General features: G+C 41.5%; 19 protein-coding genes, 1 riboswitch and 1 other annotated feature. Of the genes, 16 read left to right on the forward strand and 3 right to left on the reverse strand.

From position 1 onward, the window contains the following. Positions 1–52 precede the first annotated feature (52 nt). The 3 genes from ACHOLT_RS05200 (at position 53) to ACHOLT_RS05210 (ending at position 3,740) form a co-directional block, all read left to right on the forward strand. Entirely contained in the window at positions 53–1,291 is a 1,239-nt protein-coding gene (locus ACHOLT_RS05200; RefSeq protein ID WP_425806249.1) for a DUF1015 domain-containing protein, read from the forward strand. Between the two features lie 75 nt (positions 1,292–1,366). Next, a riboswitch (SAM riboswitch) is annotated at positions 1,367–1,477 on the forward strand. Positions 1,478–2,193: 716 nt separating this feature from the next. Then, complete coding sequence (gene metA, locus ACHOLT_RS05205; RefSeq protein ID WP_425806250.1) at positions 2,194–3,111, forward strand: homoserine O-acetyltransferase MetA; 918 nt, start codon at positions 2,194–2,196, stop codon at positions 3,109–3,111. A gap of 38 nt (positions 3,112–3,149) precedes the next feature. Then, positions 3,150–3,740: a hydrolase gene (locus tag ACHOLT_RS05210; protein WP_425806251.1), complete on the forward strand. Its 591-nt coding sequence runs from the start codon at positions 3,150–3,152 to the stop codon at positions 3,738–3,740. A 13-nt stretch (positions 3,741–3,753) separates the two neighbouring features. On the opposite strand, the gene ACHOLT_RS05215 is transcribed toward ACHOLT_RS05210, so the two are convergent. Genes ACHOLT_RS05215 through ACHOLT_RS05225 form a run of 3 tightly spaced genes read right to left on the reverse strand, consistent with a single transcriptional unit; the run spans position 3,754 to position 7,651 of the window. Continuing rightward, positions 3,754–4,917: a Ger(x)C family spore germination protein gene (locus ACHOLT_RS05215; RefSeq protein WP_425806252.1), complete on the reverse strand. Its 1,164-nt coding sequence runs from the start codon at positions 4,915–4,917 to the stop codon at positions 3,754–3,756. 14 nt (positions 4,918–4,931) lie between these two features. After that, positions 4,932–6,524 carry a spore germination protein gene (locus ACHOLT_RS05220; protein WP_425806253.1) on the reverse strand — a complete coding sequence of 531 codons (1,593 nt, stop codon included), beginning with the start codon at positions 6,522–6,524 and terminating at the stop codon, positions 4,932–4,934. Further along, complete coding sequence (locus ACHOLT_RS05225; RefSeq protein WP_425807902.1) at positions 6,524–7,651, reverse strand: GerAB/ArcD/ProY family transporter; 1,128 nt, start codon at positions 7,649–7,651, stop codon at positions 6,524–6,526. The genes ACHOLT_RS05220 and ACHOLT_RS05225 overlap by 1 nt, the downstream gene beginning before the upstream one ends. A 200-nt stretch (positions 7,652–7,851) precedes the next feature. Here ACHOLT_RS05225 and ACHOLT_RS05230 point away from each other — a divergent pair, with 200 nt between their 5' ends. The 13 genes from ACHOLT_RS05230 to ACHOLT_RS05290 all read left to right on the forward strand — a co-directional run bounded on the left by ACHOLT_RS05230 (position 7,852) and on the right by ACHOLT_RS05290 (position 22,117). Continuing rightward, entirely contained in the window at positions 7,852–8,409 is a 558-nt protein-coding gene (locus ACHOLT_RS05230) for a UbiX family flavin prenyltransferase (protein WP_425806254.1), read from the forward strand. A gap of 84 nt (positions 8,410–8,493) precedes the next feature. Then, positions 8,494–9,798 carry an NAD(P)-dependent oxidoreductase gene (locus ACHOLT_RS05235; protein WP_425806255.1) on the forward strand — a complete coding sequence of 435 codons (1,305 nt, stop codon included), beginning with the start codon at positions 8,494–8,496 and terminating at the stop codon, positions 9,796–9,798. Positions 9,799–10,095: 297 nt separating this feature from the next. Further along, positions 10,096–10,641, forward strand: coding sequence for an NADH peroxidase (locus ACHOLT_RS05240; protein WP_425806256.1), 546 nt, complete (start codon positions 10,096–10,098; stop codon positions 10,639–10,641). Positions 10,642–11,115: 474 nt separating this feature from the next. Continuing rightward, positions 11,116–12,546 carry a group II intron reverse transcriptase/maturase gene (gene ltrA / locus ACHOLT_RS05245; RefSeq protein WP_425806257.1) on the forward strand — a complete coding sequence of 477 codons (1,431 nt, stop codon included), beginning with the start codon at positions 11,116–11,118 and terminating at the stop codon, positions 12,544–12,546. Positions 12,547–12,739: 193 nt separating this feature from the next. Continuing rightward, entirely contained in the window at positions 12,740–13,969 is a 1,230-nt protein-coding gene (locus ACHOLT_RS05250; protein ID WP_425806258.1) for an LL-diaminopimelate aminotransferase, read from the forward strand. Between the two features lie 163 nt (positions 13,970–14,132). Beyond that, a complete protein-coding gene (locus ACHOLT_RS05255) occupies positions 14,133–14,900 on the forward strand; it encodes an ABC transporter ATP-binding protein (RefSeq protein WP_425806259.1) in 768 nt (255 codons plus the stop codon). Further along, the gene (locus ACHOLT_RS05260) at positions 14,887–15,714 is read left to right on the forward strand and encodes an ABC transporter permease (protein ID WP_425806260.1); all 828 of its coding nucleotides are present in this window, start codon (positions 14,887–14,889) and stop codon (positions 15,712–15,714) included. The genes ACHOLT_RS05255 and ACHOLT_RS05260 overlap by 14 nt, the downstream gene beginning before the upstream one ends. A gap of 67 nt (positions 15,715–15,781) precedes the next feature. Further along, a complete protein-coding gene (locus tag ACHOLT_RS05265; RefSeq protein WP_425806262.1) occupies positions 15,782–16,783 on the forward strand; it encodes an ABC transporter substrate-binding protein in 1,002 nt (333 codons plus the stop codon). A gap of 218 nt (positions 16,784–17,001) precedes the next feature. Then, positions 17,002–18,006, forward strand: a complete 1,005-nt coding sequence (locus ACHOLT_RS05270) for a sensor domain-containing diguanylate cyclase (protein WP_425806265.1) — start codon at positions 17,002–17,004, stop codon at positions 18,004–18,006. A gap of 36 nt (positions 18,007–18,042) precedes the next feature. After that, positions 18,043–18,309: a binding site (T-box leader), on the forward strand. 55 nt (positions 18,310–18,364) lie between these two features. Next, positions 18,365–19,372 (forward strand): ABC transporter substrate binding protein, encoded by a 1,008-nt coding sequence (locus ACHOLT_RS05275; protein ID WP_425806267.1) that lies wholly within the window; start codon positions 18,365–18,367, stop codon positions 19,370–19,372. A 21-nt stretch (positions 19,373–19,393) separates the two neighbouring features. Next, entirely contained in the window at positions 19,394–20,308 is a 915-nt protein-coding gene (locus ACHOLT_RS05280; RefSeq protein ID WP_425806268.1) for an ABC transporter permease, read from the forward strand. A 27-nt stretch (positions 20,309–20,335) separates the two neighbouring features. Then, entirely contained in the window at positions 20,336–21,130 is a 795-nt protein-coding gene (locus tag ACHOLT_RS05285) for an ABC transporter ATP-binding protein (RefSeq protein WP_425806269.1), read from the forward strand. 192 nt (positions 21,131–21,322) lie between these two features. Then, positions 21,323–22,117 carry a transporter substrate-binding domain-containing protein gene (locus tag ACHOLT_RS05290; protein WP_425806271.1) on the forward strand — a complete coding sequence of 265 codons (795 nt, stop codon included), beginning with the start codon at positions 21,323–21,325 and terminating at the stop codon, positions 22,115–22,117. Positions 22,118–22,144 lie beyond the last annotated feature (27 nt).

Genomic DNA, 22,144 nt, shown 5'->3' on the forward strand with positions numbered 1-22,144 from the left:
TTTTTATGGTTCCCCTTTATTTTACGTATCAGAAGAGAATGGAGGAAAAACTTTGGCTGTGATTAGACCATTTAATGCGCTTAGACCCAGAGAGGATGTTGCCGGCAGAGTGGCAGCCCTTCCTTATGATGTTTATAATCGTGAAGAAGCTTTGGCAGAAGTATTAAAAGAACCCTTATCCTTCTTACGGATTGATCGAGCTGAAACACAATTGCCTGAGGATGTTAGTCCTTATGATGATCAAGTTTATCAAAAAGCCCGTGAAATCCTTCGGCAAATGATTCAAGACGGGATCTTCATTAAAGAGGGAAAGAACTGTTATTACGTGTATGAACTGACGATGAATGGCCGTTCACAGACGGGTTTAGTCGGATGCGCAGCAATCGACGATTATTTAAATAATGTCATTAAAAAGCATGAGAAAACGCGGGAAGATAAAGAAGTGGATCGCATCACTCATGTCGATGCGTGTAATGCACAAACAGGTCCGATCTTTTTAGCTTATCGTTCCCAAGAAACAATCAACAACGTCATTAATAGAGTCAAAAAGGAAAAACCTTTATATGATTTTACGGCTCCGGACGGAATTAAACATGTGGTATGGAAAGTCGATGGGGCGCAGGATATCGAAACCATCGCCGCAGGCTTTAAAAATATCGAAAGCATCTATATTGCTGATGGTCACCATCGGGCAGCATCAGCGGTCAAGGTTGGACTCAAAAGAAGAGCAGCTAATCCAGGATACACGGGAGAAGAAGAGTTTAATTTCTTCCTATCCGTACTTTTTCCGCATGACCAACTCATGATCTTAGATTATAACCGGGTGGTTAAAGATTTAAACGGATACACCAAAGAAGAATTTTTAAATGAAGTAGCCCAATCCTTTGCTATCGAAGAAATTGGAGCCGAACCTTATAAGCCCGCTCAAAAAGCAACCTTCGGCATGTATCTTGAGGGCGTTTGGTATAAACTAACAGCTAAAGAGGAAATTCGCTCAACAGATCCTGTTGAGGGACTGGATGTTTCCTTGCTTCAAAATAACCTCTTGACGACTGTCCTTAATATCAAAGACATCCGTACGGATAAACGAATCGACTTTGTTGGCGGAATCCGAGGCCTTAAGGAACTTGAGAAAAGAGCCAACAGCGATATGAAGCTTGCATTTTCCATGTATCCAACATCAATCAATGAGTTGTTTGACGTTTCTGATGCAGGAAAATTGATGCCTCCGAAGTCAACATGGTTTGAGCCAAAACTCAGGAGCGGCTTGTTTATCCATGAGTTAACTTGATCATTAGGGAACAGTTGACTTAAATCAATTAATGTTATAGTATAGTTCTATTGGAAAATTGAATAGAATTCAAACTTCTTATCAAGAGTGGTGGAGGGACTGGCCCGATGAAACCCGGCAACCGGTATTTTATTTATAGAATACAGCGGTGCCAATTCCTGCGATGGAAACATTGATAGATGAGAGAGGAGTAAATAAAAAACAAACCTCTTTCTTCGGAAAGAGGTTTTATTTATGGGCTTTAGCCTGTTGAGCGAAGCGAAATAAAAAACCACCTGCTATGCGGGTGGGGACCAAAAAGTTATACTAAACTACTTTTCGTTAAAGTTGATTCGTTCAAAGGACTCCAATAAACGAATAATAGAATGTTTTATAGCCCACAAAGAAAGACACTTATTCTATGCAAAAGGGAGAAGGAAGTCTTTCCAATTCATAAGTAGCCAGTATTCAGCAAGGTTTGTTTTATGAGCGACTTTAAGGGAAAAAGCATTCCTAGTTTTTAGCCTTTTGCAATTTATAATTAGCAAAAGGATTGAGACATCGGCTTGAACGAAAGTGAAAGCCAGCGTCTTTAAGCGCGAGTTGGTACCAGAGGCTTATAGCCTCAGAACAAACCAACCGTTGGACGGGTGGTGCTGATTTTCTCAAAAAAGAATGACTGAAAAACCTAATAAGCGTAGCTTCACGCACAGACGCGAACGATTTCGCAGAGGGGCGGTCAGGAACACTATGCTTCCGTGGGGAAGCGAAGCCGGTGGTTCACATGCAGAAAACAGAAGGGTTTGGCGGAGCTCCCACGAAAGCGAGTGTGCCAGCCCCGGAGCGCTAAGTGAGCAGATGTGCGTGAAGCTACACGACCTAAGCGTTTTCAGTATTCTTTCCATATGAAAGGGGATAGTTTATTGCCAATTAATATACTCGATGGTTTGCCAGCAGCGGAAATATTAAATAAAGAAGACATCTTCGTTATGAACGAAGGACGGGCAGCTCACCAAGATATTCGACCGCTTAGCATCGTCATTTTGAATCTCATGCCCAATAAAATTGTAACAGAAACACAAATCTTAAGACTTTTGGGGAATTCCCCTTTACAAGTGGACATTACCCTGCTTTATCCAGAAACTCATAATTTTAAAAATACTACGGAAGAGTATTTAGTTAAATTTTATGAAACGTTTGACACAATTAAGGATAAGAAATTTGACGGAATGATCATCACAGGCGCACCTATCGAAAAGATGGATTTTGAAGAGGTTGATTTCTGGCCTGAACTCGTTAAAATCATGGACTGGAGTAAACATAACGTTTATTCGACACTCTATATTTGCTGGGGAGCTCAAGCCGGCTTATACCATTACTTCGGTGTACCAAAGTACTCTCTAAAGGCTAAGATGTTTGGCGTTTTTCCGCATACTCTCAACAATAAGCATGTCAGGCTGCTTAGAGGTTTCGACGATATTTTCTATGTCCCGCATTCCAGGCATACGGAAGTTAAAAGGGAGGATATCGAAAAGGTCGCAGAATTAGAGATACTGTCAGAGTCTGAAGAATCGGGTGTGTATTTAGTAGGAACAAAAGGAGGACGCCAAATTTTCGTAACCGGACATTCAGAGTATGATCCGCTCACTTTGAAGGCAGAGTACGACCGCGATGTTGCCGGCGGTCTTCCAATCAATATCCCACGCAATTATTTTCCTGATGATGATCCGGGAAAAACACCGATCGTTCGCTGGAGAGGTCATTCGAGTTTGCTTTTTTCGAACTGGCTTAACTACTACGTTTATCAGGAGACCCCATTTAATTTGAGTGAAATTGATTAAGGTGATTGATGAATTGTTAAAGAAAGAAGGTCCAATAAATGCCTGAAAATGAACTTGATCGAACAGTTGCCTGGCAACTTCTTAATGAATATGTAAAAAGTGAGAGCTTAATCAGACATGCAATCACAGTAGAAGCGGTAATGCGCCACTTTGCTTCCTTGTTTAATGGAGATATTGAAGAATGGGGGATTATCGGCTTACTGCATGATATCGATTTCGAAATGTATCCAGAAGAGCATTGTCATAAAACGAGAGCCATTCTTGAGCCGAGACATTGGCCCGAGTCCTATATTCGGGCAATCGAAAGTCATGGCTACAAGCTTGTTAATGAAGTTGAACCGATAACCCGGCAAGAAAAAGTTCTCTATACCATTGATGAATTGACAGGTCTTATCGCGGCTACTGCTTTGCTTAGGCCCAGTAAAAGCCTATTTGACCTAACGGTAAAATCCGTCAAAAAGAAATGGAAACAGAAGAGCTTTGCCGAAGGGGTAAACCGCGAGGTTATCGCAAACGGGGCTCAAATGCTAGAGCTTGATCTGGACTCTGTAATTGAGCAGACGATTAAAGGGATGCAGACGGTGGCTGCGAAGATAGGGCTAGAGGGAAATTTGGAAGCAGGAAAATAAACTAACTTTATTCCTATTTATTCATTTTAACTCGACTAATTAGACCAGTATGGTTAATCTTGGACTTGACTTGAATTTCAATTTCAGCATTTGGGAATTCAGCTTCCCAGTTTTCTTTCATCTCTTTCCACTCCTTGGGAAATCTATGCATTGTTGCTTCACCAAGTCCAAGAATATCTAATTTTAGATTCTTTTGGGCTTCTTCAATAATGGGCTCTATTTCTTCAGTAACTTTTTTTTGCTGTGCCTCCATTAATAATTTAATCTTTTCCGGATCAGTAAAATCTATATCGCACATTTGGTCACCTACGGAACTTTCCACCGTGACATCAATTCGATATTTCATTTTACCCTCGTCAATGTAAGGCTTGATGCTTGATTTCACATTTTTAATCTCTAAAGAAATAAGCTTGTCTTCTTGACCAGGACAAGGAATCGTGATAATTCCGCTTTTGATCTTATCTCTGACCCATAAATAACCGCGTGTTTTCATCGGGTCTAACCAACTGACCAACTTATCTTTATGAAAAACTCCCGCTCCTTTCAGTACTAATCCCTTTTTCTCTTTTTGATTGGCTATTTCAACCTTCCCAACTACTGCTTGAAGTGACTCATCTGTTATTTCATTAAAAAAATCAAGAGTGTTAACTGCAACTGACTTGGAGACAATATCGTAATCTTTAAGAAGAAGCCTTAAATTTTTAGCCGATAAATTTTCCAGTGGAGGCGTGACTTCAACAATGTCGGCAGCCTTTCCGCTTGTGACTACAATCCATGTTCTAAATCGCATTTCATGATCACGAACAAAAAAATCCAGAACGGGAAGAACTCCGTCTCTGGCCATATCTTCGCCTACGGCAATCACCATCGTATGGGAATAATTAAGCCTGCGTCCTGATTCCTCGGTAAGATTGCGGACGGCATCAAAAATCGTAGGACCGCTGCTTGTAAAAGTGACAGTGGATTTTCCCTGTCCTGAACTGCCGCCCTCCGCCCGTTTAATGCCTGAAGGAATAATCACTTGGACTGTGTATACAATTTGCTGATTTTCTCCTTGATCAATTCCGACTTCTGTTACGATTCCGATCTTATCTAATTCGCGGCGATTCCAACATCCTGTCGTAAGCAACGGGAGCGATAGGATCATAAGGATCAATACCCATCTTTTCCAATTCATAATTATAGTCCCCTCTATTTTTCCGGTGAAGGTTTTCCAGAGTTTTGTCGTATAGGATCCTCAGTACCCAAAATACGGGGCCGTTTTCTTAAGGCCCATATTGGGGCCTTGATTAAAACATCTTTTAAGCTTTCACGATTTCCTGGAGCTAATGGAGAAAGATAAGGAACACCAAAAGAGCGAAGTTTTAATAAATGGATAAGAACAAACAGAATTCCCATCAATACCCCGAATACTCCTAAAGATGCAGAACAAACCATAAAAAATAATCGAAGTAGAGGAATAGCATCACCTAGCGAGGAAATGACAAAACTGCTGATTGCGGTTAAAGCCACGATAATAATCATTGGATCACTGACGATTCCGGCACGAACAGCCGCTTCACCCAGGACTAAAGCACCGACAATGCTGACAGCCTGACCGATAGGCCTCGGCATCCGTATCCCTGCTTCGCGCATGATTTCAAAAATTACGCCCATTATTAAAGCTTCGACATAAGCAGGAAAGGGAATGCCTTCCCGTGACCCGGCCATACTGAACAGCAAATCCGTAGGAATCATTTCAGGCTGAAAACTTTCAAGGGCTACATAGATTGCCGGCAGTAAAGTTGTAATTATATAAGCGACAAAACGGATAAAGCGGATTGTTGTGCTGTAAAAAGGTCTTGAATAATAATCCTCGGCACTTTGGAAAGATTCAATAAACAGATGAGGGATGACTAAGACAAATGGAGTACCATCTACAAAAATGCCGATTCGCCCTTCTAAAATTTTGGAGGCTAAAACATCGGGCTTTTCCGTATTTCCGATCGTTGGAAATATCGAGCCTGGCGCATCCTCGATAAGCTGTTCAACATAACCGCTTTCCAAAATGCTGTCCAAATGGATTTTTTGAAGTCGCATTTTAACCTCAGTAACTAGCTTAGGATTGACAATCCCGTTTAAATAAGCAATGTAAATCTGAGTTTTCGTACGAGTCCCTAGACTTAACCCTTCAAGTTTAAGGTTGCTGTCTCTTATCTTCCTTCGCAGGAGAGCAGTATTTACGCCGATATTTTCGGTAAAGCCTTCTCGCGGTCCTCGAACGACAGATTCTGTATCAGGCTCCTTAATCGGTCGGTATTCACCGCCTTTGGTATTGATTATGAGAGCAGAATTGAAACCGTCCAGAAGCAAGGCCGACTGCCCCATAAGGATGTTCTGAATCAGATCTTCAATAGACTGAGTCTCCTGAATACGGTTAGTTGGCAAGGCAGAATCGCGAATAACAGCAAGTAAATTGTCTTGATAAGATTCTTCAAGTTGTTTTGAAGTAAAATCGTACATTAAAGGCTCTAAAATATCAGTTTTAATTGCTGCTGTATCGACTAGACCTTCAATATAGATAATGAAAGCCTTGTTTTCGGACTTAAAACTAATATTGAATTGTCGATAAATAATATCACTACTGTCTAGAAAGCGATCTTTGAGCAGGGCTAGATTATCGGATAAATTGAGACTAAGGGTTTGGGCCTGTGTTTTGTTTTGATTAGCCGAAGGAATGTCTTCGCTTTTCTTTTTTTTAGGCTGTAACGGCTTAATAAGTTGAGGTATGATTTTTTTCATCATTATTTTTTCCCCCTTCGCAGTACATTTCTGCCCTTGCCATGTCGAAGATAGCTTACCGCAAAAAGCAAAAGCATCAATACAACTTCCACGAAGAGTGCTACGTAGGGCAAAACTCTTTCAATAACAAAGTTAAGTTCTGTGACGTTGCGAAAACTGAGCCATGAGACAAGAAGAACTCCCACTCCGATGAACGGGGTTAAAGATTGATACCTTGACACTTTAAAAACCTGGGCAAATCCCAGAACAGTGCTATAGAACAGGATCGTTATAGCGACAAACGTACCTCCAACCCAAAATATAACCATTAAAGGTTCAATGCGCTCAAGAAAACCACCCATTTCAATGTATTTAGCCATACGGAAGACGGGAAAAAATTCTATACTGTTCATATTTACGCCGAGGACTGCTATGAGCTCAAGCAAGATCAGAATGGCTAGAATTGCTCCTGACGTTATTGCTATTAATTTAGCTTTAAGCGCTTCTTGGGGAGTATTATGGTAAGCCATAAATATGCCCATGACGATACAAAGTCCAAATACACTTGTTGTTCTTAAACTCTCTTTGAAAACAACAAGAGGACTATGCTGAAACATCGGAAGGAGGTTTATAACTTTTATTTCATTTAAATTGAGAGAGAAAACGACGAGCAAGGATAAAATCATAATAGGCCCGATGATTTCGCTTAAGCGAGCGATGACTTCGAGCCCTGCATTAACCGTGTAGGCACTGACAAGAAGAATGACGAAGCTGAAGACGAAGATGGGCGTTTCGGGCATGAGTGTTATTCTAAGAAAAAAACTAATATCCATTAGGTAGAGAATAGCCCCCGAAGCAAAAAGCAAAACAAAACTCAGCCCCACTAATTTACCGAACCAGGAACCAAGAATGGTTTCGGCGTACTGCATCATGGTTAGGTTCGGGTATCTTCGACCAAGAATTTGAAAAACCACAGCAAGAGCTGCATCAGACGCCCAGGATATAACAATGATTTGCCAGACATCCTGCTGCAGATGAGCAATTTTTTGCTGAGGCATGTTATAGTAGAAAGAACTTGTTACAAGGCAGAATAAGAGAAAAGTAAATTGTCGAGTGGATATCTTGCCGTTTTCTAACATGGATTCGCCCATTTCTTTCAATAAAAGTAATTTAATATTATGATGCTCATAAAGCAGTGATCTATACAGGCATGATTGATGAGCAGTCAGGATGAAAATAGATGCTTAAGGCTTAAATCAAATCCATAAGAACGAAATTAAGGGCCGTAAGGTGGATAAATTTGCGGAACATGATATAATTCTTTTCAAATAACGGTTTCAGGTGATGAAATATGGAAATTGTAATTGGGGTTACCGGTGCGACTGGAACGATTTATGCTATAAATTTGCTGAAGGCCTTAAAGGCCGCGGATGAAGTGAATACTCATCTTATTATGAGTGATTGGGCAAAGGAAAATTTAACCATCGAAACGAAATACTCCCTAGAGGATGTCGAGAACTTAGCAACGGTTATTTATGATAATCAAGATTTAGGAGCAAGGATATCGAGCGGTTCCTTTATTACAGAGGGTATGATCATTATTCCTTGCAGTATGAAAACGTTGAGTTCTATTGCTCAGGGGTATGATGAAAATCTCATTGCAAGAACGGCAAGCGTTATGCTCAAAGAGGGCAGAAAGTTAGTTTTGAGCCCCAGAGAGTCGCCTCTTAGTCCTATCCATTTAGAGAACATGCTTAAGTTGTCTAGAATTGGAGTAAGAATTGTTCCCCCTATGCCGGCATTTTACAGCCATCCCCAAGGTATTGAAGATATCGTTAACCATCACGTGATGAAGATCTTAGACCAATTTGGAATTGACTATGATCAAGCCAAGCGGTGGAAGGGTTGAAGGCTAAATTAAATAAAAGCTATAAGCCTAATTGAAGTAAGTTAAGATGCAACTGATAAAGCAATAAGAGAAAAGGGGATATTTATGGAGGAAACGTATCAAGAATTTGAACCCGGCTTTACAAAGGAAGAAGCTTTAGCTGAGGCTGCACGCTGTCTTCAATGCAAAAAGCCAGGCTGTCGTAAAGGCTGTCCTGTTTATAATGCTATTCCTCAATTTATTAAAGCTCTTCGCGAGGAAAATTATGCGACGGGTCTTGATGCCATATATCGTCACAGCTATTTGCCGGCGGTTTGCGGGCGAGTTTGCCCCCAAGAAATGCAATGCGAAGCAGGCTGTGTTTTAGGACGCAAGGGTAAAGCAATTCGTATTGGGAAACTTGAACAATATATTGCTGAACAAGGAAAAGATATTGAGTTTGCAAAGGTTGTTTCAACCATGGGATCTGTTGCAGTTATTGGTTCTGGCCCTGCAGGCTTGGCGGCCGCAGTTCAGCTGGCGCAGTTGGGGTATTCGGTCACTGTTTTCGAAGGGGAATCTGAACCGGGCGGTGTACTTCTTTATGGGATACCGGAGTATCGCCTGCCTAAAGAAGTGGTCAGACGTGAGATCGAAAAAATTAAAAATTCAGGTGTGGAGTTTAGACTGAATACCTTGATCGGGGTCGATTTGCTTTTAGACGATCTTTTTAAGGAAGGATATCAAGCGGTATTTATAGGGACAGGAGCAGGGCTTCCGCGCAAACTGAACATTCCGGGTGAAGATTTAACAGGGGTTATGTCAGCAATCTTCGTTTTGCAGACGATCAATCTTTATAATTTAGGACAGTTGCCAGATAATGAATTGCCTACGAAAAAGGGTGAAAAAGTCGTTGTTATTGGAGCCGGTAATGTGGCGATGGATGCAGCTCGAACCTCGAGCCGTTTGGGAGCAGAGGTTACTGTTCTTGCCCGCCGGGGCGCTGATCAAATGACAGCTCGAGGTAGGGAGCGGGATGAGGCTATAGCAGAAGGAGTTATGATTCGCCCCTGTATCGCACCGCTGGAGATTCTCGGTGTGGATCAGGTTACCGGGGTTAAATGTGCACCGACAGAGGTGATGGATGACGGGCACCTGAGAATCAAAGAAGAGGAAAGTTTTGTTCTTTCTGCAGATAAAGTATATATTGCCATTGGTCAGCGCCCGTTTGCACGGATTGTCTCGACCTCGGAAGGTTTTAAAGTAGATAAAGACGGATTATTGCTGAGTGATGAACATGGTATGACAACCCGGGAAGGCGTTTTTGCGGCGGGGGATGTCGTTCACGGCCCCGCAACAGTGGTTAAGGCTATGGGGGAAGGACGAAGGATCGCGATCGAAATGCATGCTTATTTATTAAGAAATAGATGATATATGGTTGCTTTAGAATTATTCTAGAGCGATTTTTTTATAAGGTTATAGGAAAACCTATTCGATGAATAAAAGTAAAAGAAATCGTGACCAAGGACTCATTGATTACTAATATTAGAAAAGTTATACTTTATCTAAGTGAGCTTAGATATTTCTTTTATAAAAATTCATGTAAAAATTTAAAAAAGATCTATTGACATTTAGAATAATTATAATATAATAAGTGATGTAAACAAGGTTTACGTTAAAAAACAAATCAAACATATAATCTTATTTAAAAAGGAGAGGTAATTAAAAATGAAAAAATTTGTTTGTGCAGTCTGTGGTTACATCTATGAAGGAAATGAGGCTCCTCAAGAATGCCCCGTATGTCATGCATCAAAAGATAAGTTCACAGAACAAACTGAAGGAGCTCGCGTATGGGCTGATGAGCATAAAATTGGAGTTGCTCAAGGCGTTGACCCTGAAGTTATTGAAGGCTTAAAAGCTAACTTCAATGGCGAATGCACCGAAGTTGGAATGTACCTGGCAATGAGCCGTCAAGCGGATCGCGAAGGTTTCCCGGAAGTTGCTGAAGCTTACAAACGTATTGCTTTTGAAGAAGCTGAACATGCTTCTAAATTTGCTGAACTTTTGGGTGAAGTTGTCTTCCCGGATACTAAAAAGAACCTTCAATTAAGAGTAGATGCTGAATTTGGCGCTACCCAAGGTAAAAAAGATCTTGCTACTTTGGCTAAGAAACTCAATCTGGATGCAATCCATGATACGGTTCATGAAATGTGCAAAGATGAAGCTCGCCACGGTAAAGCTTTCCAAGGATTACTCAACCGTTATTTCAAATAAGAACTGCCTCTGCTCCTCTAACTTTATATTGAGCCCGAAACGCCGAAGAAATTTCGGCGTTTTCTTTTGTGCGCCCGGCATGGGCGCAGTCTAACGGGTGAAAGTCCCGAGTGCGGGTTGATAGTGCCAAGCACATAGCCAAGAGCAAGAGCGTCCATCGTGAGGTGGAGTTTGAAGGAAGCTGGAGGCAAACTTCTGGTCTGACGAACAGAAATCACATTAGGCATATGTAGGCTGGGTGAGGTTGCAAAGCAAACTAAAGCCCAAAACTATCCGGAAGCCTACGGTGTAAATGTGGCAGATAAATGGAAGGAAAGACTGCGTTCTTACCCGGGGAGGTCTCACGGACGTACGGAAACAAAACGTATGAAGTACGGTTGAAACAAGATTTGTCGTGAGAAGTCAGCAGAAGCCATACTACCACTGGCAGTCGACGGCCAGTGGGAAGGGCTGAACCACAGGAGGTGAAAGTAAATGAATGTTACCAAATCAGAAGTTAAGTGTAGCCAACTTCCGGCAGACAAAAGTCCAAAGGAAGGCTCACCGCAAAAGAATAGTGCGGAACACAAAGGATATGCGGAAGCGCACAATTCTGAAAGGATAGCTGAAAACAACATCACCAACGCAGACCTGTCGAAGGAGGGACTGCATGAGCAAATCTTGGATAGAGACAACATGAACAGCGCCTACAAGAGAGTAAAATCCAATAAAGGGGCTCACGGAATCGATGGGATGGAAGTAGATGAACTTCTGCAATATCTCAAAGAAAACGGAAGTCAACTCAGGCAGTCAATCCTGGACGGTAAATACCGTCCTAATCCTGTCCGCAGGGTAGAAATACCCAAAGAAGACGGGAAGAAGAAAAGGAATCTAGGGATTCCTACAGTAGTAGATAGAGTTGTGCAACAAGCCATATCCCAAGTACTTACGGCGATATATGAAAGACAGTTTTCGGACAACAGCTATGGATTTCGGCCTGGACGAAGTGCTCATCAGGCAATCAGGAAATGTCAAGAAAACGTAGACGAAGGATATAAATACGTTGTCGACATGGATTTGGAGAAATACTTTGACACGGTAAACCAAAGTAAACTAGTCGAAGTGCTATCCAGAACCATAAGAGATGGACGTGTCATATCCCTCATCCATAAATACCTGAGAGCGGGAGTAATCGTTAGGTATAAATTCGAAGAAACCGAGATCGGCGTACCTCAAGGAGGCCCTTTAAGTCCAATTCTTAGCAACATCATGCTTACTGAGCTGGACAAGGAACTTGAGAAAAGGGGGCACCGGTTCGTCCGCTATGCGGACGACCTGCTAATCTTCTGCAGAAGCAGGAAAAGCGCAGAACGCACACTCAGAAACATACTCCCTTTCATTGAGAATAAATTATTCCTAAAAGTGAACAGGGAGAAAACAGTGGTCGACTACGTAGGGAAGGTAAAATTTCTTGGATTCTCATTTTACCGCTACAAAGGAAAAACGAGAATTAGAATTCATCCAAAATCAGTTGTTAAAATGAGAAGAAAAGTAAAAGAGCTTACTTCCAGAAGCAACGGAATGGGCAATGAGACAAGAGCAACAAAGCTAAGACGCTACATTATGGGGTGGATAAACTACTTCAAGATAGCGGATATAAAGAAATTGCTATCTGATACAGATGAATGGATGAGAAGAAGGATTCGCATGATTTACTGGAAACAATGGAAACGATTAAGAACGAGATTTAAGATGCTTAAATCGCTCGGAGTCCATAAACAGAAAGCATGGGAATACGCAAATACAAGAAAAGGCTACTGGAGAATATCCAATAGCCCAATCCTATCCAAATCCCTTAATAATGAAACGATTAAAGGATTTGGGTTCCTATTCTTTTCTGAATACTATCGACAAGTAACCGCGTAAACTGAGGAACCGCCGTATACCGAACGGTACGTACGGTGGTGTGGAAGGTCGACCACTCAAATAATGGGTGGTCTCCTATCCGATTGACATGTATACACTAAACATCGGTTCTAGAAGTTGCAAAATGATGAACAAAAAAATATAATTTCCATAGAAATAGGTTGCTTTTGGAAAGAAAGGGGTTACATAAACAATGGCCTTTGTAAACGAAAACTATCTAAAACTGCCCGGGAGTTACTTATTCTCCGAGATTGCGCGGAGGGTTAATAAGTTTAAACAAGAAAACCCGAGTGCGGATATTATCCGTTTGGGAATTGGGGATGTAACTCGGCCTCTGCCCGCAGCGGTTATTGAAGCCATGAAAAAAGCGGTCGAAGAAATGGGACATGCAGAAACATTTAGAGGATATGGCCCGGAACAAGGGTATGAGTTCTTAAGTCAAGCAATTATTGATCATGATTTTACTCCGCGAGGCGTAAATTTATCAACGGATGAAGTATTTATCAGCGATGGAGCGAAGAGTGATACTGCGAATTTTCAAGAGTTGTTCGGAGTAAATAATACAATAGCGGTCAGTGATCCAGTCTATCCGGTGTACGTTGATACCAACGTAATGGCTGGACGTACGGGTTTTCCCAATGAAAAGGGACAATTTGAAAAACTCGTTTATTTGCCTTGTACTGAAGAAAATGGAATGAAACCGGCACTTCCTCAGAGTCGTGTGGATATGATCTATCTGTGTTTCCCGAACAATCCAACCGGAATGACGCTTTCCCATGAGGAATTGAAACAATGGGTGGATTATGCCCGAGAAAATAAATCGATTATATTATTTGATGCGGCTTACGAATCGTTTATCCGTGAAGAAAATGTTCCCCACAGTATTTTTGAGATTGAAGGTGCGCGTGAGGTTGCCGTTGAATTCAGAAGTTTCTCGAAAACCGCTGGATTTACAGGGACACGCTGCGGTTATACGATTGTTCCGAAAGAGGTCATGGTTTATGACACCAAAGGGGAAGCACATAGCCTGAACACATTATGGTTAAGACGGCAGACAACCAAGTTTAATGGAGTATCTTACCCGGTACAGGCTGCTGCTGCTGCGGTGTTTACTGAAGCAGGGCAGAAGCAGGTTAAGGAAACGATTGATTATTATATGGAAAATGCGCGGATTATCAGAGACGGTCTTCAAAAAGCAGGTTATAAAGTATTCGGGGGAATCAATGCACCGTATATTTGGATGAAAACACCGGATAATATGGAATCCTGGGAGTTTTTCGATAAGCTGATAAGAGAAGCAAATGTCGTAGGTACACCTGGAGCAGGATTTGGGGCAAATGGTGAAGGATATTTCCGTTTAACAGCTTTTGGTACTCGGGAGAATACAGAAAGAGCTATTGAAAGAATTATATCTAAAATGTAAAAAAAGTTAATGAGAGAGGCCCTGCGTTTACTGTTGAGTAAATGCAGGGCCTCTTTTTAGTTTTATACAATGGATTCACCGATTCTGACACTCTTCAATACACTATATCAACATAGAGAATTTACAACATAGAGGAATTAAGCCATAGAAGGGGGGATTGCATATGCATGAGGTTGTCGAGATACATAATATCGGAATGAAGTATCAATCTCTTGATGGGGAAATAAATGCTTTAGAAAATATTGATTTTTCCGTTCGTGACGGTGAATTTTTGAGTATTGTCGGTCCCAGCGGCTGTGGAAAATCCACGCTCTTATCCATAATCTCAGGGCTCTTGCCTGCTACTGCGGGGCGGGTTTTGCTCAAGGGTAAAAGGATCACCGGAACATCACGGAAAATCGGATATATGCTCCAAAAGGACCATCTTTTTGAGTGGAGGACGATATATCAAAATATCTTATTAGGATTGGAAATTCAAAAGAACGTATCTAAGAATGCTAAAGAACGTGCTCTGGAACTGCTCAAAACTTATGGACTTTATGAATTCCGTAATGCATTTCCTAACCAGCTTTCAGGGGGAATGCGGCAAAGAGCAGCTCTCATCCGGACCTTAGTGACTGATCCGGAGATTCTCCTATTAGATGAAGCGTTTTCAGCGCTGGATTATCAGACCCGACTTGCAGTAAGTGAGGATATTTATACCATCATTAAAAAGGAGAATAAAGCTGCAATACTTGTAACCCATGACATTGCGGAAAGCATCAGTATGGCTGATCGTGTTGTCGTTTTATCGAAACGTCCGGGAACGGTAAAAAACATCTATGATATTCAATTGAGTTGTAAAAGCCGTACACCTTTAACCTCGAGAGAGGCACCGGAATTCAGACATTATTTCCAAAAGATCTGGGAGGAGCTGGATGTCCATGTCTAATGAGAGTTCAGAAGGGATAACAACATCTCAGGAGCATCAAGAATTCTTGCGGCTCGTGCGCAGGGAAAAAGTTCAAGTGCGTCTGACACAGTTTATTATTCTTTTTATAGCCCTTGCTCTTTGGGAGATTCTGGCTAATGCCAGGATTATCGATCCTTTTATTACGAGCCAGCCTTCTCGAGTACTTAAAACAATTTTGCAGCTATACAGAGAGGGTGTGCTGTTTCAACATATCGGAGTAACGTGTTTAGAGACGATTATTGGGTTTGTTCTCGGTACTTTTTTAGGAACGGCTATCGCCATTATTCTTTGGTGGTCAGAATTCTTATCCAAGGTTTCCGAGCCTTATCTTGTGGTTTTAAACAGCTTGCCTAAAATCGCCCTTGGACCTGTTTTTATCGTTTGGATTGGAGCAGGTCCGGTTGCTATTATCGTGATGACTTTGGCGATTTCACTGATCGTTACGATTATGGAAGTCCTTAATGGCTTTTTGGCGATTGATCAAGAAAAAATTAAGCTGGTTCATACGTTCGGCGGATCAAAATATCAGGTATTAACCAAGGTTCTCCTTCCCGCTTCCCTGCCTACGCTTATCAATGCCTTAAAAATCAATGTCGGGTTGTCTTGGGTTGGGGTTATTGTAGGGGAGTTTTTGGTATCAAAGTCAGGTCTCGGGTATCTTATCGTTTACGGCGGGCAGGTCTTTAAACTTGATCTCGTTATGACCAGTGTGATAATTCTCGGAGTGGCGGCTGCGCTCATGTACCAAGCCATTGTTTATCTCGAGAAATGGCTGGTTAAGCATAAAGCTTAAGGTATTACATTTTAAGCGTTGGGTCATGGTACCCATCACATATTAACTTGACAAAGGGAGGATTTCTATGAAGCGGTTCATGGTCGTACTTATCGTGATTTTCTTAGGACTGGCACTTACCTTAACAGGCTGCGGAAGCCAAGCCTCACTCACGAAAATAAAACTTTCGGAGGTGACTCATTCGCTTTTCTATGCTCCTCAGTATGTCGCCTTAACTCAGGGATTCTTTAAAGAAGAAGGGCTGGAGCTTGAACTCTTAAACGGTGAAGGTGCAGATAAAGTCATGACAGGTGTTTTGTCAGGTCAGGTCGATATCGGGTTTGCCGGTCCGGAAGCCAGTGTTTATGTTTATAACGAAGGCAAAGAGGATAACAGTGTTGTTTTTGCCCAACTGACCAATGGAGACGGAACATTCCTTATGGCCCGTAAACCCGATCCGAATTTCAAATGGAGCGATGTCAAGGGTAAAACAATCATCGGCGGACGAAAAGGCGGAATGCCGGAAGTCATCCTTCAATACGTTCTGCGTAATAATGGTTTAACTCCTGGAAAAGATGTCATGATCGATACGACGATGCAATTTGCAGCGATGCCGGGTGCTTTTATGGGAGGCAAGGGAGATTATGTGATTGTTTTTGAGCCAACGGCCTCAGAGATGGAGAAGGCAGGAAAAGCGTTTGTTGTAGCTTCTCTGGGAAAATCGAGCGGTGAGGTTCCCTATACTGCTTATTTTACTAAAAGAAGTTATCTCGAAAAAAATCCTCAAACGATTCAGAAGTTCACAAATGCCATCTATAAAGGTCAGCTTTGGGTGGCCAGCCATACGCCGGAGGAAATTGCCAAAGCTATCAAACCCCAATTTCCAGATTCCAGTGATGATATTTTAATCAGTGTTATAAAGCGGTATAAGGAGCAAAATACCTGGAAGAAAGATCCTGTTTTATTGGAAAAAGATCTTATGGTATTGCAAAAAGCCTTACAGGATGCCGGTGAACTCAATAAAACTGCCCCCTATGATAAAGTTGTTACCCAAACATTCGGTGAGACTGCGATAAAAAATATTAAATAATCCACATAAAATACCCTATATACGCGTATTTACTTTCAGGTGGAGCTTTTGTACTCCACCTGAAATTTCCAATAAAAAGAAAATAAAGGAAATTAAGGTTTAAAAATAGAAGGAATTTACAATTTTGCGATAGAAGTATAAAGTATATCTTTAATAAGGCAGAGATAAACTAAAGCAGGAATTGAAATTTCTATTTTTATAAAACTAGGTGAAGTTGAATGGATGGTTATTGGGACCGATTTTTAATTCTAATTTTATTGATTTTGGCTTCATATATCATTTTTTTGAAAAGGAAGCATTATCGTTTTATTGAGTCCTTAAAATCGGGTTCAGTTATTGGTCAAATTGCCTTCGAAAAGACAGTCTTGGGAATGGCTGCAATTTCACCTGAGTTAAAGCATCTCGAAATTAATCCTTCATACTGTGATATTATGGGCTATTCCAAAGACGAATTAATGAAAATGACACAGAAGGATTTACTTCATTCTGAAGAATATGAAAGAAATACAATTTTGGTACGCGATCTTTTTGCGGGCAAAGCGGATTCCTTCCAAACGATTAATCGCTATATCCACAAAGACGGGCATATTATTTGGGGAAGGGCTATCGTATCGTTAGTTCGAGACGGTAAAAATAATCCGAAGTTTTTAGTTAACCAGATTCATGATATTACTGCGAGTAAAAAAACCGAAGAGATATTACAAAATGCTAAAATCAAAGCGGAGACTTTAGCAAGTATAGATTATTTAACAGGCTGCCTCAACCGCAGAGCCTTTATGAAACGGATCGAAGAAGAGCTTGCCAGAGCTAAGCGGAATCAAACGAATCTGTCTCTAATTCTTGTCGATATCGATAATTTTAAATTGATTAACGATCTTAATGGTCATTTAGCCGGCGACTTTATTTTGCAGCGGTTTACCGAGTGTTTGAACAAAGGGTCGCGCGCGTATGATTTTATCGGACGCTTTGGGGGAGAAGAGTTTATCATTTGTCTCCCGGATACTGAGCTTCAAGATGCGTTTTTAATTGCTGAGCGGATGAGACAGGATATCGAAGAAATGACGAGTTACTATGAAGATATCTTAATTAAGGTTACGGGAAGCTTTGGTGTAGCTTGCTCAACGTTTAAAAGTGAGGATCCCATTAATTCCTTAATCGCAAGAGCAGATCAAGCTATGTATAAAGCTAAGAGCCTAAAAAATCGCGTATATAAATCTGCGTAATTATATTGTAATGCTGATTTTATAGTGCTATAATATTATAAACTGTTGACGAGGAAGTAAAACCGCAAAACCAACTTCTTAGAGAGTCGGGGTAGGTGGAAGCCTGACAGGTAACGGAGCGGGTAAATGGGCCTCCGAGGGCGGAGCAAAAAAGTCAGGAATGGCTTAAGTAGCTTCCGACGCATAGCCGGCGTTATGGGGCTAAGGGTGTGATGGCACTCTGCACAAGAGGATGCACAGGATATGCGTTAGCATAAGTGCATCAATTAAGGTGGTACCGCAGGTTATACGCCTGTCCTTTAAGCTTATTAAGGACAGGCGTTTTTGATTTTAAAATTAAATGAGGAGGTTTCTTCCAATGAAAAGAAAGTTTGCAATGCTTATGTCCGTCATTTTATCGATTGCCATGGTATTATCCGTTGCCGGGTGCGGAACCCAAGGCAGCACCAACAACACGACTGCTTCATCTGAGAAGAAAAAGGTAGGAATTGTTCAAATCGTCGAGCATCCCTCTTTAAACACAATCCGCGAATCCATTATCAAAGAATTAGCGGACAAAGGGTATAAAGACGGCGAAAATATTACGATTGATTATCAAAATGCGCAAGGAGATCAAACCAATTTAAAAACGATTTCTCAAAAATTCGTTAACAATAAATATGATCTGATTATCGCAATTGCTACTCCTTCAGCTCAAGCCGTCATCAGCGAAACAAAGACTATTCCCGTTATTTTCTCTGCCGCGACCGATCCGGTAGGCTCAGGACTCGTTAAAGATTTAAATAACCCTGGCGGAAATGTTACAGGGACTTCCGACCGTGTCTCGGCTGAAAAAATTATGGAATTGGCTAAACGCATTACCCCTAACGTCAAGACGATTGGTGCTCTCTATAATTCAAGTGAGACAAACTCAGTATCTGTAATCAACAATCTTAAAGAGTATGCTCAAAAAAATAATATGACGGTTGTCAGCGCAACTGTTACAAACTCATCTGAGGTTCAACAAGCCGTTAATTCCTTGGTAGGAAAAGTCGATGCTATTTTCTCTCCGATTGATAACACGATTGCTTCAGCAATGCCGGTGGTCGCTCAAACTGCGAACAAAGCGAAAATCCCCGTTTATGTAGGCGCTGATTCCATGGTTAAAGACGGAGGACTTGCTACGTACGGAATCAACTACACAGTTCTTGGCAAAGAAACAGCAGATATGGCTGTTGATATTTTAAAAGGTAAAAAACCTGGTGATATTCCCGTGAAGATGATGACGGATATGGATATCTACGTAAACCAAGGTACGGCTGATGCCATTGGCGTTAAATTGCCTGACGATATTTTAAAACAAGCCGCTCAAGTGTTCGGAAAATAAGTAGGGAAAGGGGTATAGCCCATGTCACTCGCAGCATTTCAGGGGTCCTTAGAACTGGGAATTATCTATGCAATCTTAGCTTTGGGAGTTTTTCTTTCGTTCCGCTCCTTAAACATGCCAGATTTAACGGTCGATAGCAGTTTCACCCTGGGAGCTGCCGTTTCGGTAATCATGAGTGTCAGCGGCCACCCTTTTTTAGGATTGTTAATTGCTTTTATTGCCGGCGGAGGGGCAGGCTGCATTACGGGCCTGCTCCATACAAAGCTCGAAATCCAACCGCTGCTTGCCGGAATTTTAACGATGCTGGGTCTCTATTCGATCAACTTAAAGGTAATGGGCGGAAAAGCGAATATTCCCCTTCTAAATAAGCCGACGGTTTATTCAGTTTTCGAAAAAATCGTACCTGGAGATTATTCCCGTCTTATCTTCGCAGCCTTAATTCTTATTTTTATTCTCCTTTTGTTCTATGCTTTTTTGAAAACACGTCTTGGTTTTGTACTCCGAGCAACCGGGGATAATGACCAAATGGTTCGGTCGCTTGGAGTGAACACGGATTTTATCATTTTAATCGGAATGGCTCTTTCCAATGGACTGGTCGCATTATCGGGGGCTCTGATTGCTCAGGAGCAGTCTTTTGTCGATGTTGGCATGGGAATCGGTATGGTCGTGATCGGCTTGGCTTCTGTAATTATCGGGGAAGTTGTTTTTGGAACAAAAACCTTATTCCGCCGATTAATAGCGGTTGTCTTGGGGTCAATTCTCTACCGTTTAATTATCGCCTTGGCCCTAGAGCTTGGAATGCCGCCAACAGATCTTAAGCTTGTCTCAGCAGTCATTGTAACGATAGCCATGTCTATGCCCATCATCAATAAGAAAATTGCCTTTACGCGCCGCAAATATAGGCGAAATGACTCATCACGAAAGAGTATATCCTAAAATAGTGAAAGGAAGGAGAAGCCCTTTATGCTAAAAATCGAAGCCATCAGCAAAACCTTTGCCAAAGGGAGTATAACGGAAAAACGGGCACTTCAGGATTTAAGCCTTTCACTGGAGGAAGGGGAATTCGTTACGGTCATTGGAGGCAATGGGGCAGGTAAATCTACGCTGTTCAATGGAATTTCCGGTGTTTTTCCAATTGACGGGGGACGGATTTATATAGATTCCCTCGATATTACCTTTGATCCCGAATTTAAACGTTCACGTTATATTGGCCGTGTTTTTCAAGATCCCTTGAAAGGGACCGCCTTTGATATGACGATCGAAGAAAACCTTGCCATTGCTTTAGCCAAAAAAGAGCGGCTGAGCTTAAGGCCCGGACTCCGAAAGAAAGATAGTCAGCTTTTACAGGAACGGCTTGAATTATTGGAAATGGGTTTAGAGAATCGGATGAAACAGAAGGTAGGGCTGCTTTCCGGAGGGCAGCGCCAAGCGTTGACACTCTTAATGGCTACTATCATAAAGCCTAAGCTTCTGCTTCTTGATGAGCATACGGCAGCTCTCGATCCATCAACGGCTAAAAAGGTTATGGACTTAACTCGTCAGTTTGTTGCCGAAGAGAACCTTTGTACCCTCATGATTACGCATAATATGAAAGCCTCTTTGGAATTCGGAACACGGACGATCATGATGCATGAGGGACGAATCATCATGGACCTTCAAGGTGAAGAACGCAAGAACATGACGGTAGAAAAGCTCATTGAGCAATTTGAAAAACGAAGCGGCACCGAAATGGATAATGACCGGATGCTGCTCGGATAAGTGATTAAATCAGGAGTATAAAAACCTAACTTGAAAATCTTAGTATTTAAAAGGAAAAAAGAGAGAGTGGACAAAATCCACTCTTTTTTGTTGGAATTTCATTAGTTTACCGATTTACCCCTTTAGCAGATTAAAGGTACAATAGAAATATGCTTAATCAGAAATGTTAGTGAAATAAAGGAGTTGTTCATATTGAAGAAGATTTTGGCTTTAGCTATGACTGTAGTGATGTCAGGTCTCCTGCTTGCGGGCTGCGGAAGTGCAGGATCAACGGCAAGTGCACCAGCCAATACTGCTCCCCAAAAGATTGTTGTTGGTTTGGATGATAACTTCCCTCCTATGGGATTCCGGGATGAAAAAAATAATCTAGTGGGATTTGATATTGATCTAGCCACAGAAGCAGCTAAACGCCTAGGAATGCAGGTTGAATTCAAACCGATTGATTGGAACAGCAAGGAAGTTGAACTCAACAGCAAAAAAATCGACGTGCTTTGGAATGGCTTAACCATCACCGAGGAAAGAAAGAAAAATATTGCATTTACCAAGGCTTATATGGAAAACAGACAAATCATTGTTGTGCTCCCAAATTCCGATATTAAGACCAAAGCAAATCTCGCTGGAAAAACGGTCGGCGTACAGGATGGAAGCTCTAGTGTCGATGCTCTTAATAATGATGCGGCAACACTGAAAACCTTTAAGGAGCTTAAAAAGTACTCGGATAATGTCAATGCTTTATTGGATCTCAAAGCAGGACGTGTCGATGCCGTTGTTGTTGATGAGATCGTAGGCCGTTATTATACGAACAAAAAACCGGGTGAATACACGATTCTTTCGGATAACTTCGGATCTGAGGAATATGGCGTTGGGTTAAGAAAAGATGATACACAACTCCTTGAGAAAATTCAAAAGGCCTTGGATGATATGAAGAAGGATGGCAAGGCTGCCGAGATCTCCCAAAAGTGGTTCGGAGAAAATATCGTTAAATAAAGTTGTGAAGTAATTGTTACTTAAGAC

This window comes from Desulfitobacterium nosdiversum (assembly GCF_049860565.1).
Lineage (GTDB): Bacteria > Bacillota > Desulfitobacteriia > Desulfitobacteriales > Desulfitobacteriaceae > Desulfitobacterium_A > Desulfitobacterium_A nosdiversum.